The 17,654-nt window shown below is 64.8% G+C and carries 17 protein-coding genes and 1 riboswitch; of the genes, 11 read left to right on the forward strand and 6 right to left on the reverse strand.

Annotated features, from left to right (window positions below):
• The first annotated feature begins 130 nt into the window (after positions 1-130).
• The 3 genes from C4K40_RS02615 (at position 131) to hldE (ending at position 2,975) form a co-directional block, all read left to right on the forward strand.
• Positions 131-835: a sulfotransferase family 2 domain-containing protein gene (locus C4K40_RS02615; RefSeq protein WP_022641330.1), complete on the forward strand. Its 705-nt coding sequence runs from the start codon at positions 131-133 to the stop codon at positions 833-835.
• The gene (gene cysC, locus C4K40_RS02620) at positions 828-1,439 is read left to right on the forward strand and encodes an adenylyl-sulfate kinase (protein WP_053132375.1); all 612 of its coding nucleotides are present in this window, start codon (positions 828-830) and stop codon (positions 1,437-1,439) included. The genes C4K40_RS02615 and cysC overlap by 8 nt, the downstream gene beginning before the upstream one ends.
• Positions 1,440-1,541: 102 nt before the next feature.
• Positions 1,542-2,975 carry a bifunctional D-glycero-beta-D-manno-heptose-7-phosphate kinase/D-glycero-beta-D-manno-heptose 1-phosphate adenylyltransferase HldE gene (gene hldE / locus C4K40_RS02630; RefSeq protein WP_031320616.1) on the forward strand — a complete coding sequence of 478 codons (1,434 nt, stop codon included), beginning with the start codon at positions 1,542-1,544 and terminating at the stop codon, positions 2,973-2,975.
• A 44-nt stretch (positions 2,976-3,019) separates the two neighbouring features.
• Here the strand turns inward: hldE and C4K40_RS02635 are convergent, their stop codons facing one another.
• The 4 genes from C4K40_RS02635 to C4K40_RS02650 all read right to left on the reverse strand — a co-directional run bounded on the left by C4K40_RS02635 (position 3,020) and on the right by C4K40_RS02650 (position 6,462).
• Positions 3,020-3,991, reverse strand: coding sequence for a hypothetical protein (locus tag C4K40_RS02635; protein WP_053132372.1), 972 nt, complete (start codon positions 3,989-3,991; stop codon positions 3,020-3,022).
• Between the two features lie 41 nt (positions 3,992-4,032).
• Positions 4,033-4,845 carry an aldo/keto reductase gene (locus C4K40_RS02640; protein ID WP_053132369.1) on the reverse strand — a complete coding sequence of 271 codons (813 nt, stop codon included), beginning with the start codon at positions 4,843-4,845 and terminating at the stop codon, positions 4,033-4,035.
• Positions 4,842-6,017 carry an FAD-binding oxidoreductase gene (locus C4K40_RS02645; protein WP_022641335.1) on the reverse strand — a complete coding sequence of 392 codons (1,176 nt, stop codon included), beginning with the start codon at positions 6,015-6,017 and terminating at the stop codon, positions 4,842-4,844. Before C4K40_RS02645 ends, C4K40_RS02640 begins: the two co-directional genes overlap by 4 nt.
• Positions 6,018-6,129: 112 nt before the next feature.
• A complete protein-coding gene (locus C4K40_RS02650) occupies positions 6,130-6,462 on the reverse strand; it encodes a multidrug efflux SMR transporter (protein ID WP_022641336.1) in 333 nt (110 codons plus the stop codon).
• Positions 6,463-6,566: 104 nt separating this feature from the next.
• Between C4K40_RS02650 and C4K40_RS02655 the strand changes: the two genes are divergently transcribed.
• Positions 6,567-7,457, forward strand: coding sequence for a LysR family transcriptional regulator (locus C4K40_RS02655; RefSeq protein ID WP_022641337.1), 891 nt, complete (start codon positions 6,567-6,569; stop codon positions 7,455-7,457).
• 22 nt (positions 7,458-7,479) lie between these two features.
• Positions 7,480-8,763: a lipid IV(A) 3-deoxy-D-manno-octulosonic acid transferase gene (waaA, locus tag C4K40_RS02660; RefSeq protein WP_022641338.1), complete on the forward strand. Its 1,284-nt coding sequence runs from the start codon at positions 7,480-7,482 to the stop codon at positions 8,761-8,763.
• Positions 8,764-8,827: 64 nt separating this feature from the next.
• Here waaA and C4K40_RS02665 read toward each other — a convergent pair whose 3' ends face one another.
• Entirely contained in the window at positions 8,828-10,261 is a 1,434-nt protein-coding gene (locus C4K40_RS02665; RefSeq protein WP_031320617.1) for a TolC family outer membrane protein, read from the reverse strand.
• Positions 10,262-10,457: 196 nt separating this feature from the next.
• Positions 10,458-10,562, forward strand: a riboswitch (TPP riboswitch).
• A 165-nt stretch (positions 10,563-10,727) separates the two neighbouring features.
• Between C4K40_RS02665 and thiC the strand changes: the two genes are divergently transcribed.
• Both thiC and cytX read left to right on the forward strand, forming a co-directional pair.
• A complete protein-coding gene (gene thiC / locus C4K40_RS02670) occupies positions 10,728-12,617 on the forward strand; it encodes a phosphomethylpyrimidine synthase ThiC (RefSeq protein ID WP_022641340.1) in 1,890 nt (629 codons plus the stop codon).
• 118 nt (positions 12,618-12,735) lie between these two features.
• Positions 12,736-14,022: a putative hydroxymethylpyrimidine transporter CytX gene (gene cytX / locus C4K40_RS02675; protein WP_053132367.1), complete on the forward strand. Its 1,287-nt coding sequence runs from the start codon at positions 12,736-12,738 to the stop codon at positions 14,020-14,022.
• On the opposite strand, the gene C4K40_RS02680 is transcribed toward cytX, so the two are convergent.
• Positions 13,991-14,737: a DUF3298 domain-containing protein gene (locus C4K40_RS02680; protein ID WP_022641342.1), complete on the reverse strand. Its 747-nt coding sequence runs from the start codon at positions 14,735-14,737 to the stop codon at positions 13,991-13,993. The two genes, cytX and C4K40_RS02680, sit on opposite strands and share 32 nt — an antisense overlap.
• Positions 14,738-14,961: 224 nt before the next feature.
• Here C4K40_RS02680 and C4K40_RS02685 point away from each other — a divergent pair, with 224 nt between their 5' ends.
• The 4 genes from C4K40_RS02685 to C4K40_RS02700 all read left to right on the forward strand — a co-directional run bounded on the left by C4K40_RS02685 (position 14,962) and on the right by C4K40_RS02700 (position 17,631).
• On the forward strand, positions 14,962-15,579 hold the full coding sequence (locus C4K40_RS02685; protein ID WP_022641343.1) for an NUDIX domain-containing protein: 618 nt from the start codon (positions 14,962-14,964) through the stop codon (positions 15,577-15,579).
• Positions 15,570-16,022 carry a DUF1249 domain-containing protein gene (locus C4K40_RS02690; RefSeq protein WP_022641344.1) on the forward strand — a complete coding sequence of 151 codons (453 nt, stop codon included), beginning with the start codon at positions 15,570-15,572 and terminating at the stop codon, positions 16,020-16,022. Before C4K40_RS02685 ends, C4K40_RS02690 begins: the two co-directional genes overlap by 10 nt.
• A gap of 119 nt (positions 16,023-16,141) precedes the next feature.
• A complete protein-coding gene (gene cpdA / locus C4K40_RS02695) occupies positions 16,142-16,957 on the forward strand; it encodes a 3',5'-cyclic-AMP phosphodiesterase (RefSeq protein WP_053132939.1) in 816 nt (271 codons plus the stop codon).
• Positions 16,958-17,022: 65 nt separating this feature from the next.
• On the forward strand, positions 17,023-17,631 hold the full coding sequence (locus C4K40_RS02700) for a YqiA/YcfP family alpha/beta fold hydrolase (RefSeq protein ID WP_022641346.1): 609 nt from the start codon (positions 17,023-17,025) through the stop codon (positions 17,629-17,631).
• The last annotated feature ends 23 nt before the right edge of the window (positions 17,632-17,654 follow it).

Genomic DNA, 17,654 nt, shown 5'->3' on the forward strand with positions numbered 1-17,654 from the left:
TGGGGCATATGTATCGCCTTGCTTACAGTCTTGACCAAGGCTAAATAATTCCACGCTACGCGCTTGTTATGTTTTGCGCCTGAATCGTCGATTGGATCGAGAGGGCCATCCCTTTCGCGCAGGTGTCGGAATGCTGCAACGCTTTGTCTGGAAGCTCTTACCCAAGACCCAACGCAATTTCCTGCTGGGGCGCCTGTCAGTGGTGGATCGCCAGGCCGTGAACAAATCCATGTCCGCCAACGTGCGTTTCCCTCCTGCTTTTGCCCATCACTCCTGCTTGTTCATCCATGTCCCCAAATGTGCTGGCAGCAGTGTCTGCTCCGCGCTGTTCGATGGATGGACACCTGGGCACTTGCCGCTGTACTGGTATGAACAGCAGTTTCCAAAGACGTTCTCCAGCAGTTTCAAGTTTGCCTTCGTCCGTGATCCGTTGGAGCGGGCCTATTCGGCTTATACCTTCTTGCGGGGCAATCAACTATCGCGCCGAGATCAGGCTGCCCAGGCCCTGGCCGTGCATTATCGGGATTTCGATGATTTTGTCAGTCGCTGGCTACATCCGGAGAACATCAACCGACAAATACACTTCGTGCCCCAGGCTGACTTCCTCACCGATTCCCTAGGGCACTTGTCCCTGGATTTCGTCGGCTACCAGGAACACTTGCAACGCGATTTTCAATTGCTTTGCGAGCGCCTGGGCATCAAGGCGCAGCTTCCTCATCTGAACAGTACCCAGCAACGCGAGCACGCTCCCGTCCGGGAGTTGTGTTCGGTCCGTACCCGGCGCCTGGTACGTCGGGTCTATCAACGTGACTACGAGATGCTCGGTTATGAATGAACCTGCCAGCATGCCTTTGCAGCAACCGCAGATCCGTCCCTACAACCTGACACTGTCGGCCGCTGCCCGGGCCGAACTCAAGCATCAGCAGCCCCGCTGCCTGTGGTTGACCGGCCTGTCCGGAGCCGGCAAGTCGACCCTGGCCAACCTGCTGGAGCTGCGGCTCAACGAACTGGGCATGCATACCTTCGTCCTTGATGGCGACAATGTACGCAGTGGCCTGTGCCGGGACCTGGGAATGGGTGTCGAGGCGCGCAAGGAAAATATCCGGCGCATGGCCGAGGTGGCGCGGCTGATGGTGGAGGCCGGGCTGGTGGTGGTCGTCGCGGCGATCTCGCCGTTTCGCGCCGAGCGCGATGCCGCTCGGGCGCTGTTCGCTCCCGGGCAGTTCCTGGAAGTTCATGTGAGCACGCCATTCGATGCCTGTGCCCTGCGCGATCCCAAGGGCCTTTACCGGGCCGCGCGGGAAGGACGGATCAAGGACTTCACCGGGCTCGACAGTCCCTATGAGGAGCCGCTCGAAGCCGATTGCCGGATCGATACCGCAAGCATGGCGTTGCCCGAGGCGATCCGTTGCCTGCTGCAGCTTTTGCAGCGCAAATGAGCAAGGTCAATTCTTCGTCGGAGCCACGCAAGCCATAGAACTAGGCGGCGCCAACCCTGTGCTAATATCGCGCCCCTGTTCATTTTGTATGTGGGATGCTCCATGAAGTTGTCCATGCCGCGATTCGATCAAGCCCCCGTCTTGGTGGTCGGCGATGTCATGCTCGACCGTTACTGGCATGGTGGTACCTCACGGATTTCCCCTGAGGCGCCGGTGCCGGTAGTCAAGGTCGAGCAGATCGAGGACCGCCCGGGCGGTGCCGCCAACGTTGCCCTGAACATCGCCGCCCTTGGCGCGCCGGCCTCGCTGGTCGGGGTGACCGGCGACGACGAGGCTGCCGACAGCCTGGCCAACAGCCTGCAGGGTGCTGGCGTGCGGGCCTTGTTCCAGCGCATCAAGCACCAGCCGACCATCGTCAAGCTGCGGGTCATGAGCCGCCACCAGCAGTTGCTGCGTATCGATTTCGAAGAACCCTTCGCCACCGACGCCCTGGCCCTGGCAGCCGAGGTCGACACCTTGCTGGACGGCATCAAGGTGCTGGTGCTATCCGACTATGGCAAAGGTGCGCTGCGTAATCACCAGGTGCTGATCGCCGCCGCCCGGGCCCGCGGCATCCCGGTGCTGGCCGACCCCAAGGGCAAGGATTTCTCCATCTACCGTGGCGCCAGCCTGATCACGCCGAACCTCAGTGAGTTCGAAACCATCGTTGGCGGCTGCGCCGACGAGCACGAGCTGGTCAGCAAGGGTGCCAAGCTCATGCACGACCTGGAACTGGGTGCGCTGCTGGTGACCCGTGGCGAGCACGGCATGACCCTGCTGCGCCCGGATCATCCGCCCCTGCACCTGCCGGCCCGAGCCCGCGAAGTGTTCGATGTCACCGGTGCCGGGGATACCGTGATTTCCACGCTGGCGGCGGCGATCGCTGCTGGCGAGGAATTGCCCCATGCGGTGGGCCTGGCCAACCTGGCAGCGGGTATCGTGGTCGGCAAGCTGGGGACCGCGGCCATCAGCGCTCCCGAGCTGCGTCGGGCGATCCAGCGCGAAGAAGGCTCCGAGCGCGGCGTGCTGAGCCTCGACCAGTTGCTGCTGGCCATCGACGACGCGCGGGCGCACAACGAGAAGATCGTGTTCACCAATGGCTGCTTCGACATTCTCCATGCCGGACACGTGACCTACCTCGAGCAGGCCCGGGCCCAGGGCGATCGCCTGATCGTGGCGATCAACGACGACGCTTCGGTCAGCCGGCTCAAGGGCCCGGGCCGGCCGATCAACAGCGTCGACCGGCGCATGGCGGTCCTGGCTGGGCTGGGTGCGGTGGACTGGGTGATCAGCTTCCCCGAGGGCACCCCGGAAAACCTGCTGGCCCAGGTGCGTCCGGACGTTCTGGTCAAGGGTGGCGACTACGGCATCGACCAGGTGGTCGGGGCCGATATCGTCAAGGCCTATGGCGGTACGGTGAAGGTGCTGGGGCTGGTGGAGAACAGCTCGACCACCGCCATCGTCGAAAAGATCCGCAAGACCGACAAGGCCCAGTGAGACTCCTGTGCTGAATCACGGCGCCCCTTGGGGCGCCGTTTTTTTTAGCCCTGGCGCCGGTTCTTGGCGGGCACCATCTTGCGCAGGATCTGCCGTGCCTTGCCGGTCAGGCGTGCCAGCTGGGTGTCCTTTTCCGCTTCGCTCAGGCCGCGCTGCCTGAGCCAGTCCTTCCAGCGAATCCGCTCATCGCCGACCACCCAGCCTTCCTGCTGGGCGAAGCTCTCCGCCAGGTACAGGCCGCGGGTGCTGGCCGGATGCAGTTGATCCTTCTTCAGGGTGTACAGCTCGGCGCAGGGCTGGCCGTTTTCCAGGGGCATCAGGTACAGGTCGGGACGCTTGCGATCCAGGCGGGCCACCAGTTGGTCGCCCTCCAGGCGTTCGTCGACATGGAACAGGCTCAGGGACTTGGCTTCCTTGGGAACATCCAGGCGCAGGTCGTAGATCAGTTGCAGCGAGGCGGTGGGCAGGTGCACGTAGGCCCGGGGGCGTTCCAGCAAGTGCAGGTTGGCGCAGCGAACCGGGCGCGCCGCGCCGGACAGCGGGGTCAGGCGAAAGTGTGGCGTCTCGCGGTAATGCAGGGCCCCGGCATAGGGCGCCGGCAGCCAGGTATCGTTGAAGCGCCCGGCCAGCCAGCCTTCCGGGGTTTCCAGCAGGCATTCCTCGGCGATTTCCTGGATGGCGGTGTGCAGCGGCAGGTTCAGCTCGTGGGCCGGCACGTAGCCGGAGATCAGCTTCAGGACCACATCGCCACGGTCCTGGCGGCGCTGGCGCACCAGCACCCAATAGTCGCGGTTCTGCCAGTGCAGGGTCAGGCGTACCGAGACCCCGAGGTTCGCCAGTTCCAGGGCGAAGCGCTCGTTGTCGGCAACGCTCACCGGGCGCCGGCGTTGCAGGGTCTGGGCGAAGTTCAGCGGCATGCCGACGCTCTGGTAGCAGAGCCCTTCGGGAGTCGCTTCGACGAACAGGGGCAAGGTCTTGAAGTTGCTGGGGTTCTTTCTGATCAGCGGTCGCGACATCTCGGCTCCTTCCTGCGTCGGGGGCGGCCGCCTCGGCGGCGTCAGTTCTTGCCCAGGACCTGTGCCACGGTTGTCACGTTGTGGGCCAGGTGCAGTGGATTGATGGTCCCGACGATAGCACTGGCGACACCGGGCTGGTCAAACAGCAGCTCGAAACTGGCCCGTACCGGATCGGTGCCCGGGCTCAGGCAGACGTGGCCGCTGGCCAGGGCCTTCTTCACCAGGATGCCCTTGTGGTGGGCGGCGGCATAGTCAATGACCGCCTTCTCCGCCTGTTCGTTCAGATTGTAGGTAACCATGGCGCAATCGCCTTGCTCCAGGGCCTTCAGGCCGCCGTCGACGGTCTTGCCGGAGAAGCCGAAGCCGCGGATCTTGCCCTCTTGCTTGAGCTGGGCGAGGACTTGGTAGGCCGCGCTGTGCTCGAGGATTTCCAGGTCGTTGCCGTCGGAGTGCACCAGCACCAGGTCGATGAAGTCGGTTTCCAGGCGTTGCAGGCTGCGCTCCACCGAGAGCCGGGTATGGGCGGCGCTGAAATCGTGGCGGGAGACGCCATCGGCGAACTCCTCGCCGACCTTGCTGACGATCACCCACTCATGGCGCTGGCCGCGCAACAGCGGGCCCAGGCGCTCTTCGCTGCGGCCATAGGCCGGGGCGGTGTCGATCAGGTTGATGCCCAGGTCGCGGGTCAGCTTGAGCAGCATCCGTGCCTGTTGGTCGTCCGGGATCTGGAAGCCGTTGGGGTACTTGACCCCCTGGTCGCGGCCCAGCTTGACCGTGCCCAGGCCCAGGGGCGAAACCAGCAGGCCGGTGCTGCCCAGCGGGCGATGCAGATCGTGCAGGGTGAGTTGGCTCATGGCAGCAGTTGCTCCCAGGCCGGTTGGCCGAGCGGCGGGCGCGGCAGTTCCGGCAGCGGATCGCCGTGGGCCGGGCGGATACCATCACGTTCCAGGGCCGCTAGGACCCGGTCGGCGAAGTCCGGGGCCAGGGCCAGCTTGGTCGGCCAGCCCACCAGCAGGCGATCCTGTTCGGCGAGAAAGGCGTTGTCCGGGCGGACCAGGCCGGACTGTGCCGGTTCGGCGCGATCCACCCGCAAGGTGGCCCATTGCGCCTGGCTGAGGTCGACCCAGGGCAGCAGTTGGGCCAGTTCCTTCTGGGCGGCGGCGATCTGCGCCGCCGGTTCCCGAGCCACGCCCTCGGCCTCGGCGAGATCGCCGCCCAGGTACCAGACCCACTGGCCATCGGCGGCCGGGTGAGTAGTGACAGTGATACGCGGCTTGGGGCCACCGCCCAGGCAGTGGGCGTACAGCGGCTTGAGGGTCGTGCCCTTGACCAGCACCATGTGCAGCGGCCGGCGCTGCATGGCCGGTTGTTCCAGGCCCAGGGCCTGGAGCAGGTCGGCGGTGCCGGCGCCGGCACTGAGGACGATGCGCTGGGCGCGGATTTCGCGCTCATCGATCCGCAGTCCCGCCAGCTGGCCGTTTTCCACCAGGGGCTGGATCCGCTGGCCGGCCAGCAGGCTGTCGCCGGCCAGCTGGGCCAGGCGCTCGATGAGGCTGGGGACATCCACTACCAGTTCGGCCAGGCGGTAGACCTTGCCCTTGAAGCGCTTGTCCTGCAGGGCTGGCGGCAGTTGCTCGCCCTTGACCTGGTCGACCCGGCCACGCACGGCCTTGCTGGCGAAGAAGCTGGTGAGGTTGCCGGCCAGGGTGCCGGGGGACCAGAGATAGTGGGCCTCGGACAACAGGCGCACGCCGGCCAGGTCCAGCTCGCCATTGCCGGCCAGGGCCTCGCGCCAGCGCCGCGGCATGTCGGCGATGGCCTCAGAGGCGCCGGTGAGGGCTCCGTGCAGGGCGTACTTGGCGCCACCGTGGATGATCCCCTGGGACTTGACGCTCTGTCCGCCGCCGAGGCTGGCGTTCTCCACCAGGACAGTGGAAAAGCCCTGGCGTCGCAGGCGAGCGTTGAGCCAGAGACCGGCGACGCCTGCGCCGACGATCAGCACATCGGTGGAAATAGCGGATGGCATGCAGCAACCTCGGAGAACCAATCGAAGCCGCAAGTTTCTAGCTTCAAGCCTCAAGCTGCAAGCAACAACCGGCGCTTGCGCCTTCTTGTCGCTCGCGGCTTGCCGTTGTCTTTCAGTGGCCGGCGGTCTTGGAGAACAGCTGGATCACCGCCACGCCAAGGACGATCAACGCCATGCCCAGCATGGCCGGGACATCCAGCTTCTGGCCGTAGAGCACCAGCGCGGCGATGCTGACCATGACGATTCCCAGGCCTGACCACACGGCATAGGCCACGCCCACCGGGACCGTGCGCATCACCAGGGTCAGCATCCAGAAAGCCACGCCGTAGCCGGCGATGACCAACAGCAGCGGCTGCGGGGTACTCAGGCCCTTGACCGCTTTGAGAGAAACAGTGGCGATCACTTCCGCGCAGATGGCGATGGCCAGGTAGTAGTAAGCGTTCATGGGAGGGTCCTCGTGACAGGGGCTGCTTTCTGGGGTCGGCATTCTAGTGCTTGCCCAGATGGGGTAAAGTCATTTCCTATCTGAATAATAGATAGGGTCGCTCCATGAATACTCAATGGAACCTGGAACAGTTGCGGATGTTCGTCGGCGTGGCCGAATTGCGCTCGTTCTCGGCGGTGGCTCGTCAGCAACGCAAGGCCCAGTCCGCGGTCAGCAGTGCCATCTCGCTGCTGGAGGACGACCTGGGTGTGAGCCTGTTCGAGCGTAGCAGCGGCCGCCAGCCGAAGCTGACCGAGGCGGGTAGCGCCTTGTTGCAGGAAGCCCGGGAAATCCTTCGCCAGTGCGATCGCCTCAATGGCCGGGCGCTGGCCCTGATGCGAGGCCAGGAGGCCCGGTTGCGCCTGGCCCAGGATGAGGCGATGCCCTACCAGCCGGTGCTCGACAGCCTGGAAGCCCTGGCCGAGCGTTTTCCCAGCCTCGAAGTGCAGTTGGCCAGCAGTGCCCAGGGCGACGTGGCGCGCCGGCTGGTGGAGCGCCGGGCCGACCTGGGCCTGCTGTTCCACCATGAGCAGATGCCCGAGACCCTGGAGCGCCAGGCCCTGGGCAGTGTCGAGATGGTCACCGTATGTGGCGTGGGCCACCCCCTGGCCCGCCAGGGGCGGGTCGACCGGCAGATCCTCGCCCTGCACCGGCAATTGCTCATGGCACCGCAGCAGAGCGGCTACCCCGGAGGCGAGCAGTTCAGCCCCCAGGTGTGGCGGGCCGATAGCTTCTACGTCCTGGCCGAATGGCTGATGCGCGGCCTGGGCTGGGCCTGGCTGCCACGGCATGTGGTGCAGTACTCGGCCTACCAGCACCAGATGGTGGAATTGACCAGCGAGTGGACTCCGCCGGCGCTGGTGGTGGAACTGGCCTGGCGCCGCGACGAACCCCTGGGGTTGGCGGCGCGTTGGCTGGCTGAACGTTTTGCCGTGCACCTGAAGGCGATCGGCTAAAAAACCGATAAACTCCGCCGCCATGAATAGAACTCTCTACACCGCACTGTTTTACCTGGGGCTGCCTTTGGTGGCGATTCGGCTGTGGCTGCGCTCGCGCAAGGCGCCGGCCTATGCCAAGCGTATCGGCGAGCGTTTTTCCCTCGGCCTGCCGGCCATGCAGCCTGGCGGTATCTGGGTGCATGCGGTGTCGGTGGGCGAAAGCATCGCCGCAGCACCGATGATTCGCGGGTTGCTGGCGCGCCATCCGCAGTTGCCGATCACCGTGACCTGCATGACTCCCACCGGCTCCGAGCGGATTCGCGCGCTGTTCGCCGATGAGCCGCGGATCCAGCACTGCTACCTGCCCTACGACCTGCCGTGCGCCGCTGCGCGCTTTCTCGAGCGGGTACAGCCCCGGCTCGCGGTAATCATGGAAACCGAACTGTGGCCCAACCACATCGACCAGTGCGCTCGCCGGGGAATCCCGGTGGCCCTGGCCAATGCCCGGTTGTCGGCGCGCTCGGCCAAGGGCTATGGGCGTTTTGCCGGCCTGACCGCGCCGATGCTGGCGCAGATGAGCCTGTTTGCGGTGCAGACCCGGGCCGAAGCCGAACGTTTCCGCCAATTGGGCGCGCGTGCAGAGACGGTGCAGGTGACCGGCTCGATCAAGTTCGACCTGAACATCGACCCGCAGCTGCCAGAGCGCGCCGCCGAGTTGCGTCGACAATGGCAGGCCATGGAGCGTCCGGTATGGATCGCCGCCAGCACTCACGAAGGCGAGGATGCAGTGGTGCTCGAAGCCCATCGGCAATTGCTGGCCAGTTATCCGAATGCCTTGCTGATCCTGGTGCCGCGGCATCCGGAGCGTTTCGACTCGGTGTTCGAGCTGTGCCGGCAGCAGGAACTGGCAACGGTGCGGCGCTCCAGTGGCGAGTTGGTGACGCCCGCTACCTCGGTGCTGCTGGGGGACACCATGGGGGAGTTGCTGTTCCTCTATGCCCTGGCCGACAGCGCCTTCGTCGGCGGCAGCCTGGTGGCCAACGGTGGGCACAACCTGCTGGAACCTGCGGCCCTGGCCAAGCCGGTGATCAGTGGCCCGCACCTGTTCAACTTCCTGGAGATCGCTGCGATGCTGCGTGAGGCCGGGGCCTTGCAGGAAGTGGACGACGCCCAGGGCCTGGCGGTGGCGGTGCAGAGCCTGTTCGAGCTGCCCCAGGACGCACGCAAGATGGGCGAGGCGGGCCTGGCGGTCATGCGCGCCAACCAGGGCGCCTTGCAGCGCTTGCTCGACGGACTGGATCGCCTGTTGCAACAGCGCCCATAACGCTTGGCGTCGAATGACAAAGGCCACCTGAACGGTGGCCTTTGTCTTTTCCGGTCCGCTGCCCTCAGGGGCGAGCCTTGAGTTGCTCGGCGGCGGCCTTGGCCAGGTCCGGCGGCAGGAAGTCGCGGTCCGGGTTGTAGTCGGCCTTGAGGTAGCGGGCCAGGTCTTGCAGGTCCCCGGGGTTCAGGGTGCCTGCGGCCTGCTTCAGGCGCAGGTTGTCGAGGATGTAGTCGTAGCGGCTGTTGTTGTAGTTGCGTACCGAGCTGTACAGCTGGCGCTGGGCGTCGAGCACGTCGACGATGTTGCGTGTACCCACCTGGTAGCCGATTTCCGTGGCGTCCACGGCGCTCTGGTTGGAGATGATCGACTGGCGCCGGGCCTGGACCTGCTCGACGTCGGTGTTCACCGCCCGGTGCAGGTTGCGGGTGTTCTCCACCACCTGGCGTCGCAGGGATTCGCGCTGCTGCTCGGACTGGCTCAGGCGCGAATAGGACTCGCGGACCTGGGAACTGGTCAGGCCGCCGCTGTAGATCGGGATGTTCAGTTGCAGGCCGATGGAGCGCTGCTCGACGTCACTGCCATAGCGCGTCAGGGGATTGGGATTGCTGAAGCCCAGGGCATCGTTGTCGCCCTTCTTGTATTGCACCACGGCGTCCAGGGTCGGGGCGTGGCCGGCCTTGCGCTGCTTGAGGGTTTCCTCGGCGGCGCTGACCGCGTAGTTGCTGGCCAGCAGGTTGAGGTTCTGCTTGGCGGCGGTGTCGACCCAGGCCTTGGCGTCGTTCGGGGTCGGCGTCAGTACCGGCAGGGTATGGACGACGCCCTGGATCGCTTGGTATTCGCGATTGGTCAGGGTAATCAGGGCCTCGAAGGCATCTTCCACCTGGCGCTGGGCGACGATCCGGTTGGCCCGGGCGGTGTCGTAGCTGGCCTGGGATTGCAGCACGTCGGTCTTGTCCGACAGGCCCACGTCGAAGCGCTCGTTGGACTGGTCGAGCTGGCGCTTGAAGGCGGCTTCCTCGGCCTTGGTCGAGGCCAGGTTGTCCTGGGCGCGCAGTACCGCGAAGTAGGTCTCGGCGCTTTGCAGGATCAGGTTCTGCTCGGTGGCCGAGAGTTGCAGCGCGGCTTGTTCGTTGACGTCCTTGGCGGCTTGCAGTTGGAACCAGCGGTCGGCGCGGAACAGCGGCTGGGCCAGGGTCGCGCGGTAGACATTGCCACTGCGGGTAGAGGTCATCGACGGTTCGTCGAACTTGGTGCGGGTGTTGTTCATGTCCGCGCCGGCCGACAGGTTCGGCAGCAGCCCGGCCCGGGCCTGGGGCACGATTTCTTTCTGGGCGCCGTATTGGGCGCGTGCGGCGGCCAGGTCGGCGTTGTTGTCCACCGCTTCCTGGTAGACGCTGACCAGGTCGGTACGGGTGGGGGACAAAGGCGCTTCGGCTGCCCATGCCATTCCATTGGACGCACAAGACACGGCAACAGCCAGTGAGAGTTTGCGCAGCATTCGGCGATCCCTAGTGTTGATATTACGGAGATAATCCAGGCGCCAAGGCTAAGGCGCACCCTACAGAGCGTCAAGGCTCGACACTGGGCAACGAGTGTAGAGGCGTGGCCCTGGCGCAACAATCCGTCGATTGCGCCATTCATCACGCTTATCGCTCGGGTGTTGGCGTTCTGTCCCGGCTTTGTCTAGACTGGCCCGGTTCTTGTCGGGGTGCCTTGCTATGAGGCTGAGATCGGATAATCCGGATCCCGTTGAACCTGATCAGGTTAAGGCCTGCGTAGGGAACAAGATTTCTCGTCACCCGGCGAGTCCTCTTGTGCTTCGTCCGGGATGTTGTTCGACAATCGAACATTCCTCTTGAGTACCAAGCACTGCACTCACTAGTCGCCTAGACAGGGTGCGTCCGTCCGCTACAGGTTCGCTCCGACAAACTTCCACTGCCTGGATGCTGTCTGGAGAGCCCGTGATGACGACAAAACTAAAAAACGCTAGCAACCTCAGTGAGTCGGCCCAAGTCGACCAGCAATCGGTCCAGCCCTTTGCCCGCTCGCAAAAGATCTACGTCCAGGGTTCGCGCCCGGATATCCGCGTGCCAATGCGGGAAATCAGCCTGGATGTGACCCCCACCGACTTCGGCGGTGAAATCAACGCCCCGGTGACCGTCTACGACACTTCCGGTCCCTACACCGACCCCAACGTGCTGATCGATGTGCGCAAGGGCCTGGGCGACGTACGTTCGGCCTGGATCGACGACCGTGCCGACACCGAGCGCCTGGCCGGCTTGTCGTCCGACTTCGGCCAGCAGCGCCTGGCCGACGCCGAGCTGACCAAGCTGCGCTTCGCCCATGTGCGCAACCCGCGCCGGGCCAAGGCCGGGGCCAACGTCAGCCAGATGCACTATGCGCGCAAGGGCATCATCACCGCCGAGATGGAATACGTCGCCATCCGCGAGAACATGAAGCTGCAGGAAGCCCGCGCCGCCGGCCTGCTCAAGCAGCAGCACGCTGGCCACAGCTTTGGCGCCAGCATTCCCAAGGAGATCACCCCCGAGTTCGTGCGCGAGGAAATCGCCCGCGGCCGCGCGATCATCCCGGCCAACATCAACCACGTGGAGCTGGAGCCGATGATCATCGGCCGCAACTTCCTGGTGAAGATCAACGGCAACATCGGCAACAGCGCCCTGGGCTCGTCCATCGAAGAAGAAGTGGCCAAGCTGACCTGGGGCATCCGCTGGGGTTCGGACACGGTCATGGACCTGTCCACCGGCAAGCACATCCATGAAACCCGCGAGTGGATCATCCGCAACTCGCCGGTACCGATCGGCACCGTACCGATCTACCAGGCCCTGGAGAAGGTCAACGGCGTGGCCGAGGACCTGACCTGGGAGCTGTTCCGCGACACCCTGATCGAGCAGGCCGAGCAGGGCGTGGACTACTTCACCATCCACGCCGGCGTGCTGCTGCGCTATGTGCCGCTGACTGCCAAGCGGGTCACCGGCATCGTCAGCCGCGGCGGCTCGATCATGGCCAAGTGGTGCCTGGCCCACCACAAGGAGAACTTCCTCTATACCCACTTCGAGGAAATCTGCGAAATCATGAAGGCCTACGACGTCAGCTTCTCCCTGGGAGATGGCCTGCGTCCGGGCTCGGTGGCCGACGCCAACGACGAAGCCCAGTTCGGCGAGCTGGAAACCCTCGGCGAACTGACCAAGATCGCCTGGAAGCACGACGTGCAGTGCATGATCGAAGGCCCTGGCCACGTGCCGATGCAGCTGATCAAGGAGAACATGGACAAGCAGCTGGAATGCTGCGACGAGGCGCCGTTCTACACCCTCGGCCCACTGACCACCGACATCGCCCCGGGCTACGACCACATCACCTCGGGCATCGGCGCGGCGATGATCGGCTGGTTCGGGTGCGCCATGCTCTGCTACGTCACGCCCAAGGAACACCTGGGTCTGCCGAACAAGGATGACGTCAAGACCGGGATCATCACCTACAAGATCGCCGCGCATGCTGCGGATCTCGCGAAAGGTCACCCGGGGGCGCAGATCCGCGACAACGCCTTGAGCAAGGCGCGCTTCGAGTTCCGTTGGGAAGACCAGTTCAACCTCGGCCTGGACCCGGACACCGCGCGTGCGTTCCACGACGAGACCCTGCCCAAGGATTCGGCCAAGGTGGCGCATTTCTGCTCCATGTGCGGGCCGAAGTTCTGCTCGATGAAGATCACCCAGGAAGTGCGCGAGTACGCCGCCAACCAGCGTATCGAGGCGGTGGATGTCGATGTGGCCAAGGGCATGGCCGAGCAGGCCGAGCGCTTCAAGCAGGAAGGCAGCCAGCTGTACAAGAAAGTCTGAGAGGCACCGGTAAGCGCCTGACTGCAAGCGGCAAGCAAGGGCCCCAGGGTTCTTGCTTGCCGCTTGCGGTTCGCAGCTGCTCCTTGCCTCTGTCCCTTTTTCTTTCGAGATCACCGCCTTGAGCAGTCCAACCAGTACCTACTCTCCCGACCTTGCGGTACCTGCCGACAAACGCGTATTCGGCGCCCGCGACCTGTTTTCCCTGTGGTTCTCCCTCGGTATCGGCCTGATGGTGTTGCAGACCGGCGCGCTGCTGGCGCCGGGGCTGGGGCTGGCCCATGGGGTGCTGGCGATCCTGCTGGGCAGTGCGGTGGGGGTGCTGTTGCTGGCTGCCGTGGGGGTGATCGGCAGCGATACGGGGTTGTCCGCCATGGCCGCCCTCAAGCTCAGCCTGGGACGCCACGGCGCCCGGTTGCCGGCGTTGCTCAACCTGTTGCAACTGGTGGGTTGGGGGGCGTTCGAGATCATCGTCATGCGCGATGCCGCCAGCCTCCTGGGAGCCCGGGCCTTCGGCGAAGGCAGCACCTGGACCAGCCCCGTGCTCTGGACCCTGTTGTTCGGGGCGCTGGCCACCTTGCTGGCGGTCAGCGGACCCTTGACCTTCGTCCGGCGGATCCTGCGCAAGTGGGGGATCTGGCTGCTGCTGGCAGCCTGCCTGTGGCTGACCTGGAACCTGTTCGCCCGGGCGGACCTGGCGGCGTTGTGGAAACGGGCCGGGGATGGCTCGATGCCGTTCGCCGTGGGCTTCGATATCGCCATCGCCATGCCGCTTTCCTGGTTGCCGTTGATCGCCGACTACTCGCGCTTCGGCAAGAGCGCGCGGGATGTGTTCGGTGGCACCGCCCTGGGGTTCTTCATCGGCAATGCCTGGCTGATGACCCTGGGAGTGGCCTATGCCCTGGCCTTCGCGGCAGACGGCGAGGCCAATGCCTTGTTGCTGGCGCTGGCCGGGGCCGGGTTGGGAATCCCGCTGCTGTTGATCCTGCTGGACGAGTCGGAAAACGCTTTCGCCGACATCCATTCGGCGGCGGTCTCCACCGGCATCCTGCTGCGGCTGAAGGTCGAGCACCTGGCCCTGGGCATTGGCGTGCTCTGCACCCTGATCGCCTGCCTGGCGCCATTGGCCCAGTACCAGAACTTCCTGCTGCTGATCGGCTCGGTGTTCGCGCCGCTGTTCGGCGTGGTGCTGGTGGATCACTTCATTCTGCGCCGGCGCGGTGCCCAGGCGTCGCTGGTGGCCTGGCACGGGCCGGCACTGCTGGCCTGGCTCGGTGGGGTGAGCACCTACCACCTGCTGGCCAATTTCTATCCGGATGTGGGGGCAACCCTGCCGTCGCTGTTGCTGGCAGGGCTGCTGCACGGAGTGCTGGGCTTCAGTCGGCGTCGGGAAGCAGCTCGGGCTTGAGTATGCCGCGCAGGCGCGAGTAGGGGATCTGCAGCTCGACGTGGCCCAGGGGGGCTGGGGCGATGCTGCTGACGTCGTACTTGAGGGTCACCACGTTGCGGGTCAGGGCCACGTTCGGGGTCTTCTGGAAAGGCCAGGCCCTGATGAACTCCGCCTCGCGATCCAGGTGGGTGCTGATCAGCCAGTTGTTGTGGGCGACCCGGGCGGCCTTCCAGAACATCTCTTCCTGGCCTGGCAGCAGCATGTCGGCCAGGTCCAGGGCCTTGTGCTGCTGGCGCGAGTAGTTGACGAAGCCGCGGCCCGGTGTGCCGTTGGCGGTGCCGGTGTCCAGGTAGCTGGCCAGTTCGACGATCACCAGGCCGTCATGCTGGTCGCGTAGCTTGGACTGCAGGTACATGCCGTGGCGGTCCGCGGCGCTGCGCAGGAACTGCTCGCGGTAGGCCACCAGGCTGGCCGGCGTCGGCGCATCGGGGCTGGTACGAGTCATCTGCAACAGGCGTTTCTCGACGATGGCATCCAGTTGCGGCTCGGCGGGGAAGTGCACGAGGTCGAGGTTGACCAGCGGGCAGTCGGCGCCGCTGCAGCCGGACTTGAGTTGTTCGGATTTATCTCGGGTGACCTCCAGAGGAGCCTTGTAGCTTGGCTGGAACAGGCTCTGGCAGGCGCCCAGGGTCAGGGCGATGCAGGCCACGGAGGCGATTTTGACAAGCGACATGGGCGTCCTTCATAAACCAGGGGGAGGCGAAAGCTACCGGCTTCGACTACCTGCGGGGCAGTCGGTTCGCCACTAAGCTCAATGGAGGCAATTAGAGTAGGTTTAGCCCCTCGCCGTCTATCCCGCTGAGGGCAAAGGGGCTGCATCGGCAGGCGCGAGCGCGTTAGGATTGCGCGAAGTCGAGGAGGATCCTCGGATCGAACATGTAGTACACGAGGATTGTTATGACTGACTTTGCCCACTCCACGCCGAGTGCCGTCGAGATCATCCGGCGCGAAAACTGTTTCCAGGGTTTCTATCGGCTCGAACGCCTGCACTTGCGCCACGAGCTGTTCGCCGGCGGCATGGGGCCTGAAATCAATCGTGAAGTCTTCGTCCGTCACGATGCGGTCTGCGTACTGCCGTACGATCCGCAGCGCGACGAGGTGGTGCTGATCGAGCAGTTCCGTATCGGCGCCATGGGCAAGGCCGCCTCGCCCTGGCTGGTGGAACTGGTGGCCGGCCTGATCGACAAGGACGAGCAGCCCGAGCAGGTCGCCCGTCGCGAGGCGCAGGAAGAGGCGGGCCTGGACATCTCGGCGCTGTGGCCCATGACCCGGTATTTCCCGTCGCCCGGCGGCAGTACCGAGCTCGTCCATCTGTACCTGGGACGCTGCGACAGCAGTGCCGCCGGCGGGCTGTACGGGCTGGAGGAGGAAGCGGAGGATATCCGGGTTTCGGTGATGGCCTACGAGGATGCCCAGCAGGCCATGCGTGACGGGCGGATCTGCAATGCGGCCAGCATCATTGCCTTGCAGTGGCTGGCGCTCAACCGCGCGGAAGTGAGGGGGTTATGGTCGTAAACAAGGTGCGTGATCGCTATCGGGTGGACCTCGCGGGGCTGCAAGCTTCCTGCGAGGCCAACTACGCCCGGTTGATGCGCCTGCTGCCCGACATGCGCAACCAGCCGGAGGCGCGACGCATCGCCGTGACCCAGGGCGAGCAGATGCTCGGCGTGCTGGCCCTGGAGGTGGTGCTGGCCTGTCCCTATACCACCACCTTGCAGGTGCGCCAGGAGCACAGCCTGCCCTGGCTGCCGGTCCCGCAGCTGGAGGTGCAGGTCTACCATGACGCGCGCATGGCCGAGGTGATCAGCGCCGAGCACGCCCGGCGCTTTCGCAGCATCTATCCCTATCCCAACGCCTTCATGCACCAACCGGACGAGAAGGCCCAGCTGAACATCTTCCTCGGGGAGTGGTTGAGCCATTGCCTGGCCTGCGGGCACGAGTTCGAGGCCGTGCGCTAGGCCGGCAAGCGGACAGGATGAAGATGTGAACTGGGTCCGGTTCCGCGGTTTCCCCCTGGCGACTTCCCCAGCATAATTGCCCCATTCCTCATGCCTTGGTCCTGCCCTGGGAGAACCCCTTGCCAAGCGTATCCGCTTCGCCCACCGATGATTCCGTGCTGCTGGTGCAACTGTCGGACAGCCACCTGTTTGCCGAGACGCACGGCACGCTGCTGGGCATGAACACCGCCGACAGCCTGCAACGGGTCATCGACCTGGTGCTGGCGCAACAACCCAAGATCGACCTGGTGCTGGCCACCGGCGACTTGTCCCAGGACGGCAGCCTGCAGTCCTACCAGCGCTTTCACCAGTTGAGTGCGCAGATCCCGGCACCCGCTCGCTGGCTGCCCGGCAACCACGACGAACCAGGCATCATGCAATTGGCCGCCCAAGGCAGCGAATTGCTGCAACCTGTGGTGGATATCGGCAACTGGCGCATCACCCTGCTGGATTCGTCCGTACCGGGTTCGGTGCCGGGGTTTCTCCAGGACGAGCAGTTGCAACTGCTGGCCCGTTCCCTGGATGAGGCGCCAGGGCGTCATCACTTGATCTGCCTGCACCATCATCCGGTGTCCATCGATTGTGCGTGGATGGAGTCCATCGGCCTGCGCAATGCCGAGGCGTTATTCGAAGTGATCGAGGGGCGGCCGCAGGTCAGGGCCCTGTTGTGGGGCCATGTCCACCAGGAAATCGACCGCCGGCGCGGCGGCCTGCGACTCTTGGCCTCACCCTCGACCTGCATCCAGTTCGAGCCCCGCAGCGACGACTTCAAGGTCGAGGAGCGGGCGCCGGGTTATCGCTGGTTGCGGCTGCTGGCCGACGGACGGCTGGAAACCGGCGTGCAGCGGGTCGAGGGTTATGCCTTCACCGTGGACTACGGCAGCGACGGTTACTGAAGCCGCTTCGTAACCCGGCGCCATCCCTGTAAACTGCGGCTTTTGCCCAGGCACAGGGAGTCTGCATGTCCGCTTCCATCCTTTATATCCACGGCTTCAATAGCGCCCCGGCCTCGACCAAGGCCTCCCAGTTGCGCCGGGTCATGGAGCAGATCGGCCTGGGCGACCAGTTGCGGGTACCGGCCTTGCACCATCATCCGCGCCAGGCCATCGGCCAGCTGGAGCAGGCGATCGTCGAGCTGGGCCGTCCATTGCTGGTCGGCAGCTCGCTCGGCGGCTACTATGCGACACACCTTGCCGAGCGCCACGGTCTGAAAGCCTTGCTGATCAACCCCGCCGTCAACCCGCATCGCCTGTTCGACGGTTACCTGGGCCCGCAGCAGAACCTGTATACCGATGAAACCTGGGAGCTGACCCTCGATCACGTGGCGGCCCTGGAGGCATTGGAGGTCCCGCCGCCCCAGGATCCGGAGCGTTACCAGGTATGGTTGCAGACCGGGGACGAGACGCTGGACTATCGCCACGCCCAGGCGTATTACCGCGCTTGCGCCTTGCGCATCCAGGCGGGTGGCGACCATAGTTTCCAAGGTTTTACCGGCCAATTGCCGGCGATATTGAATTTTGCCGGCATTACCGCCGATCAGTACCAGGCGTTCGACTTCACCGCACTGTGAAGCCGCGCCCCATATTCATTGAA

The sequence above is a fragment of the Pseudomonas sp. CMR5c genome, from assembly GCF_003850545.1.
Taxonomy (GTDB): domain Bacteria; phylum Pseudomonadota; class Gammaproteobacteria; order Pseudomonadales; family Pseudomonadaceae; genus Aquipseudomonas; species Aquipseudomonas piscis.

What these genes read in the sequence shown, in the direction of transcription:
- hldE (WP_031320616.1), top strand. Translation starts at nt 1,542, where the DNA reads ATGAAGTTGTCCATGCCGCGATTCGATCAAGCCCCCGTCTTGGTGGTC.
- C4K40_RS02640 (WP_053132369.1), bottom strand. Translation starts at nt 4,845, where the DNA reads ATGAGCCAACTCACCCTGCACGATCTGCATCGCCCGCTGGGCAGCACC.
- C4K40_RS02690 (WP_022641344.1), top strand. Translation starts at nt 15,570, where the DNA reads ATGGTCGTAAACAAGGTGCGTGATCGCTATCGGGTGGACCTCGCGGGG.
- thiC (WP_022641340.1), top strand. Translation starts at nt 10,728, where the DNA reads ATGACGACAAAACTAAAAAACGCTAGCAACCTCAGTGAGTCGGCCCAA.
- C4K40_RS02685 (WP_022641343.1), top strand. Translation starts at nt 14,962, where the DNA reads ATGACTGACTTTGCCCACTCCACGCCGAGTGCCGTCGAGATCATCCGG.
- C4K40_RS02665 (WP_031320617.1), bottom strand. Translation starts at nt 10,261, where the DNA reads ATGCTGCGCAAACTCTCACTGGCTGTTGCCGTGTCTTGTGCGTCCAAT.
- C4K40_RS02615 (WP_022641330.1), top strand. Translation starts at nt 131, where the DNA reads ATGCTGCAACGCTTTGTCTGGAAGCTCTTACCCAAGACCCAACGCAAT.
- C4K40_RS02650 (WP_022641336.1), bottom strand. Translation starts at nt 6,462, where the DNA reads ATGAACGCTTACTACTACCTGGCCATCGCCATCTGCGCGGAAGTGATC.
- waaA (WP_022641338.1), top strand. Translation starts at nt 7,480, where the DNA reads ATGAATAGAACTCTCTACACCGCACTGTTTTACCTGGGGCTGCCTTTG.
- cysC (WP_053132375.1), top strand. Translation starts at nt 828, where the DNA reads ATGAATGAACCTGCCAGCATGCCTTTGCAGCAACCGCAGATCCGTCCC.
- C4K40_RS02655 (WP_022641337.1), top strand. Translation starts at nt 6,567, where the DNA reads ATGAATACTCAATGGAACCTGGAACAGTTGCGGATGTTCGTCGGCGTG.
- C4K40_RS02700 (WP_022641346.1), top strand. Translation starts at nt 17,023, where the DNA reads ATGTCCGCTTCCATCCTTTATATCCACGGCTTCAATAGCGCCCCGGCC.
- C4K40_RS02635 (WP_053132372.1), bottom strand. Translation starts at nt 3,991, where the DNA reads ATGTCGCGACCGCTGATCAGAAAGAACCCCAGCAACTTCAAGACCTTG.
- C4K40_RS02680 (WP_022641342.1), bottom strand. Translation starts at nt 14,737, where the DNA reads ATGTCGCTTGTCAAAATCGCCTCCGTGGCCTGCATCGCCCTGACCCTG.
- C4K40_RS02645 (WP_022641335.1), bottom strand. Translation starts at nt 6,017, where the DNA reads ATGCCATCCGCTATTTCCACCGATGTGCTGATCGTCGGCGCAGGCGTC.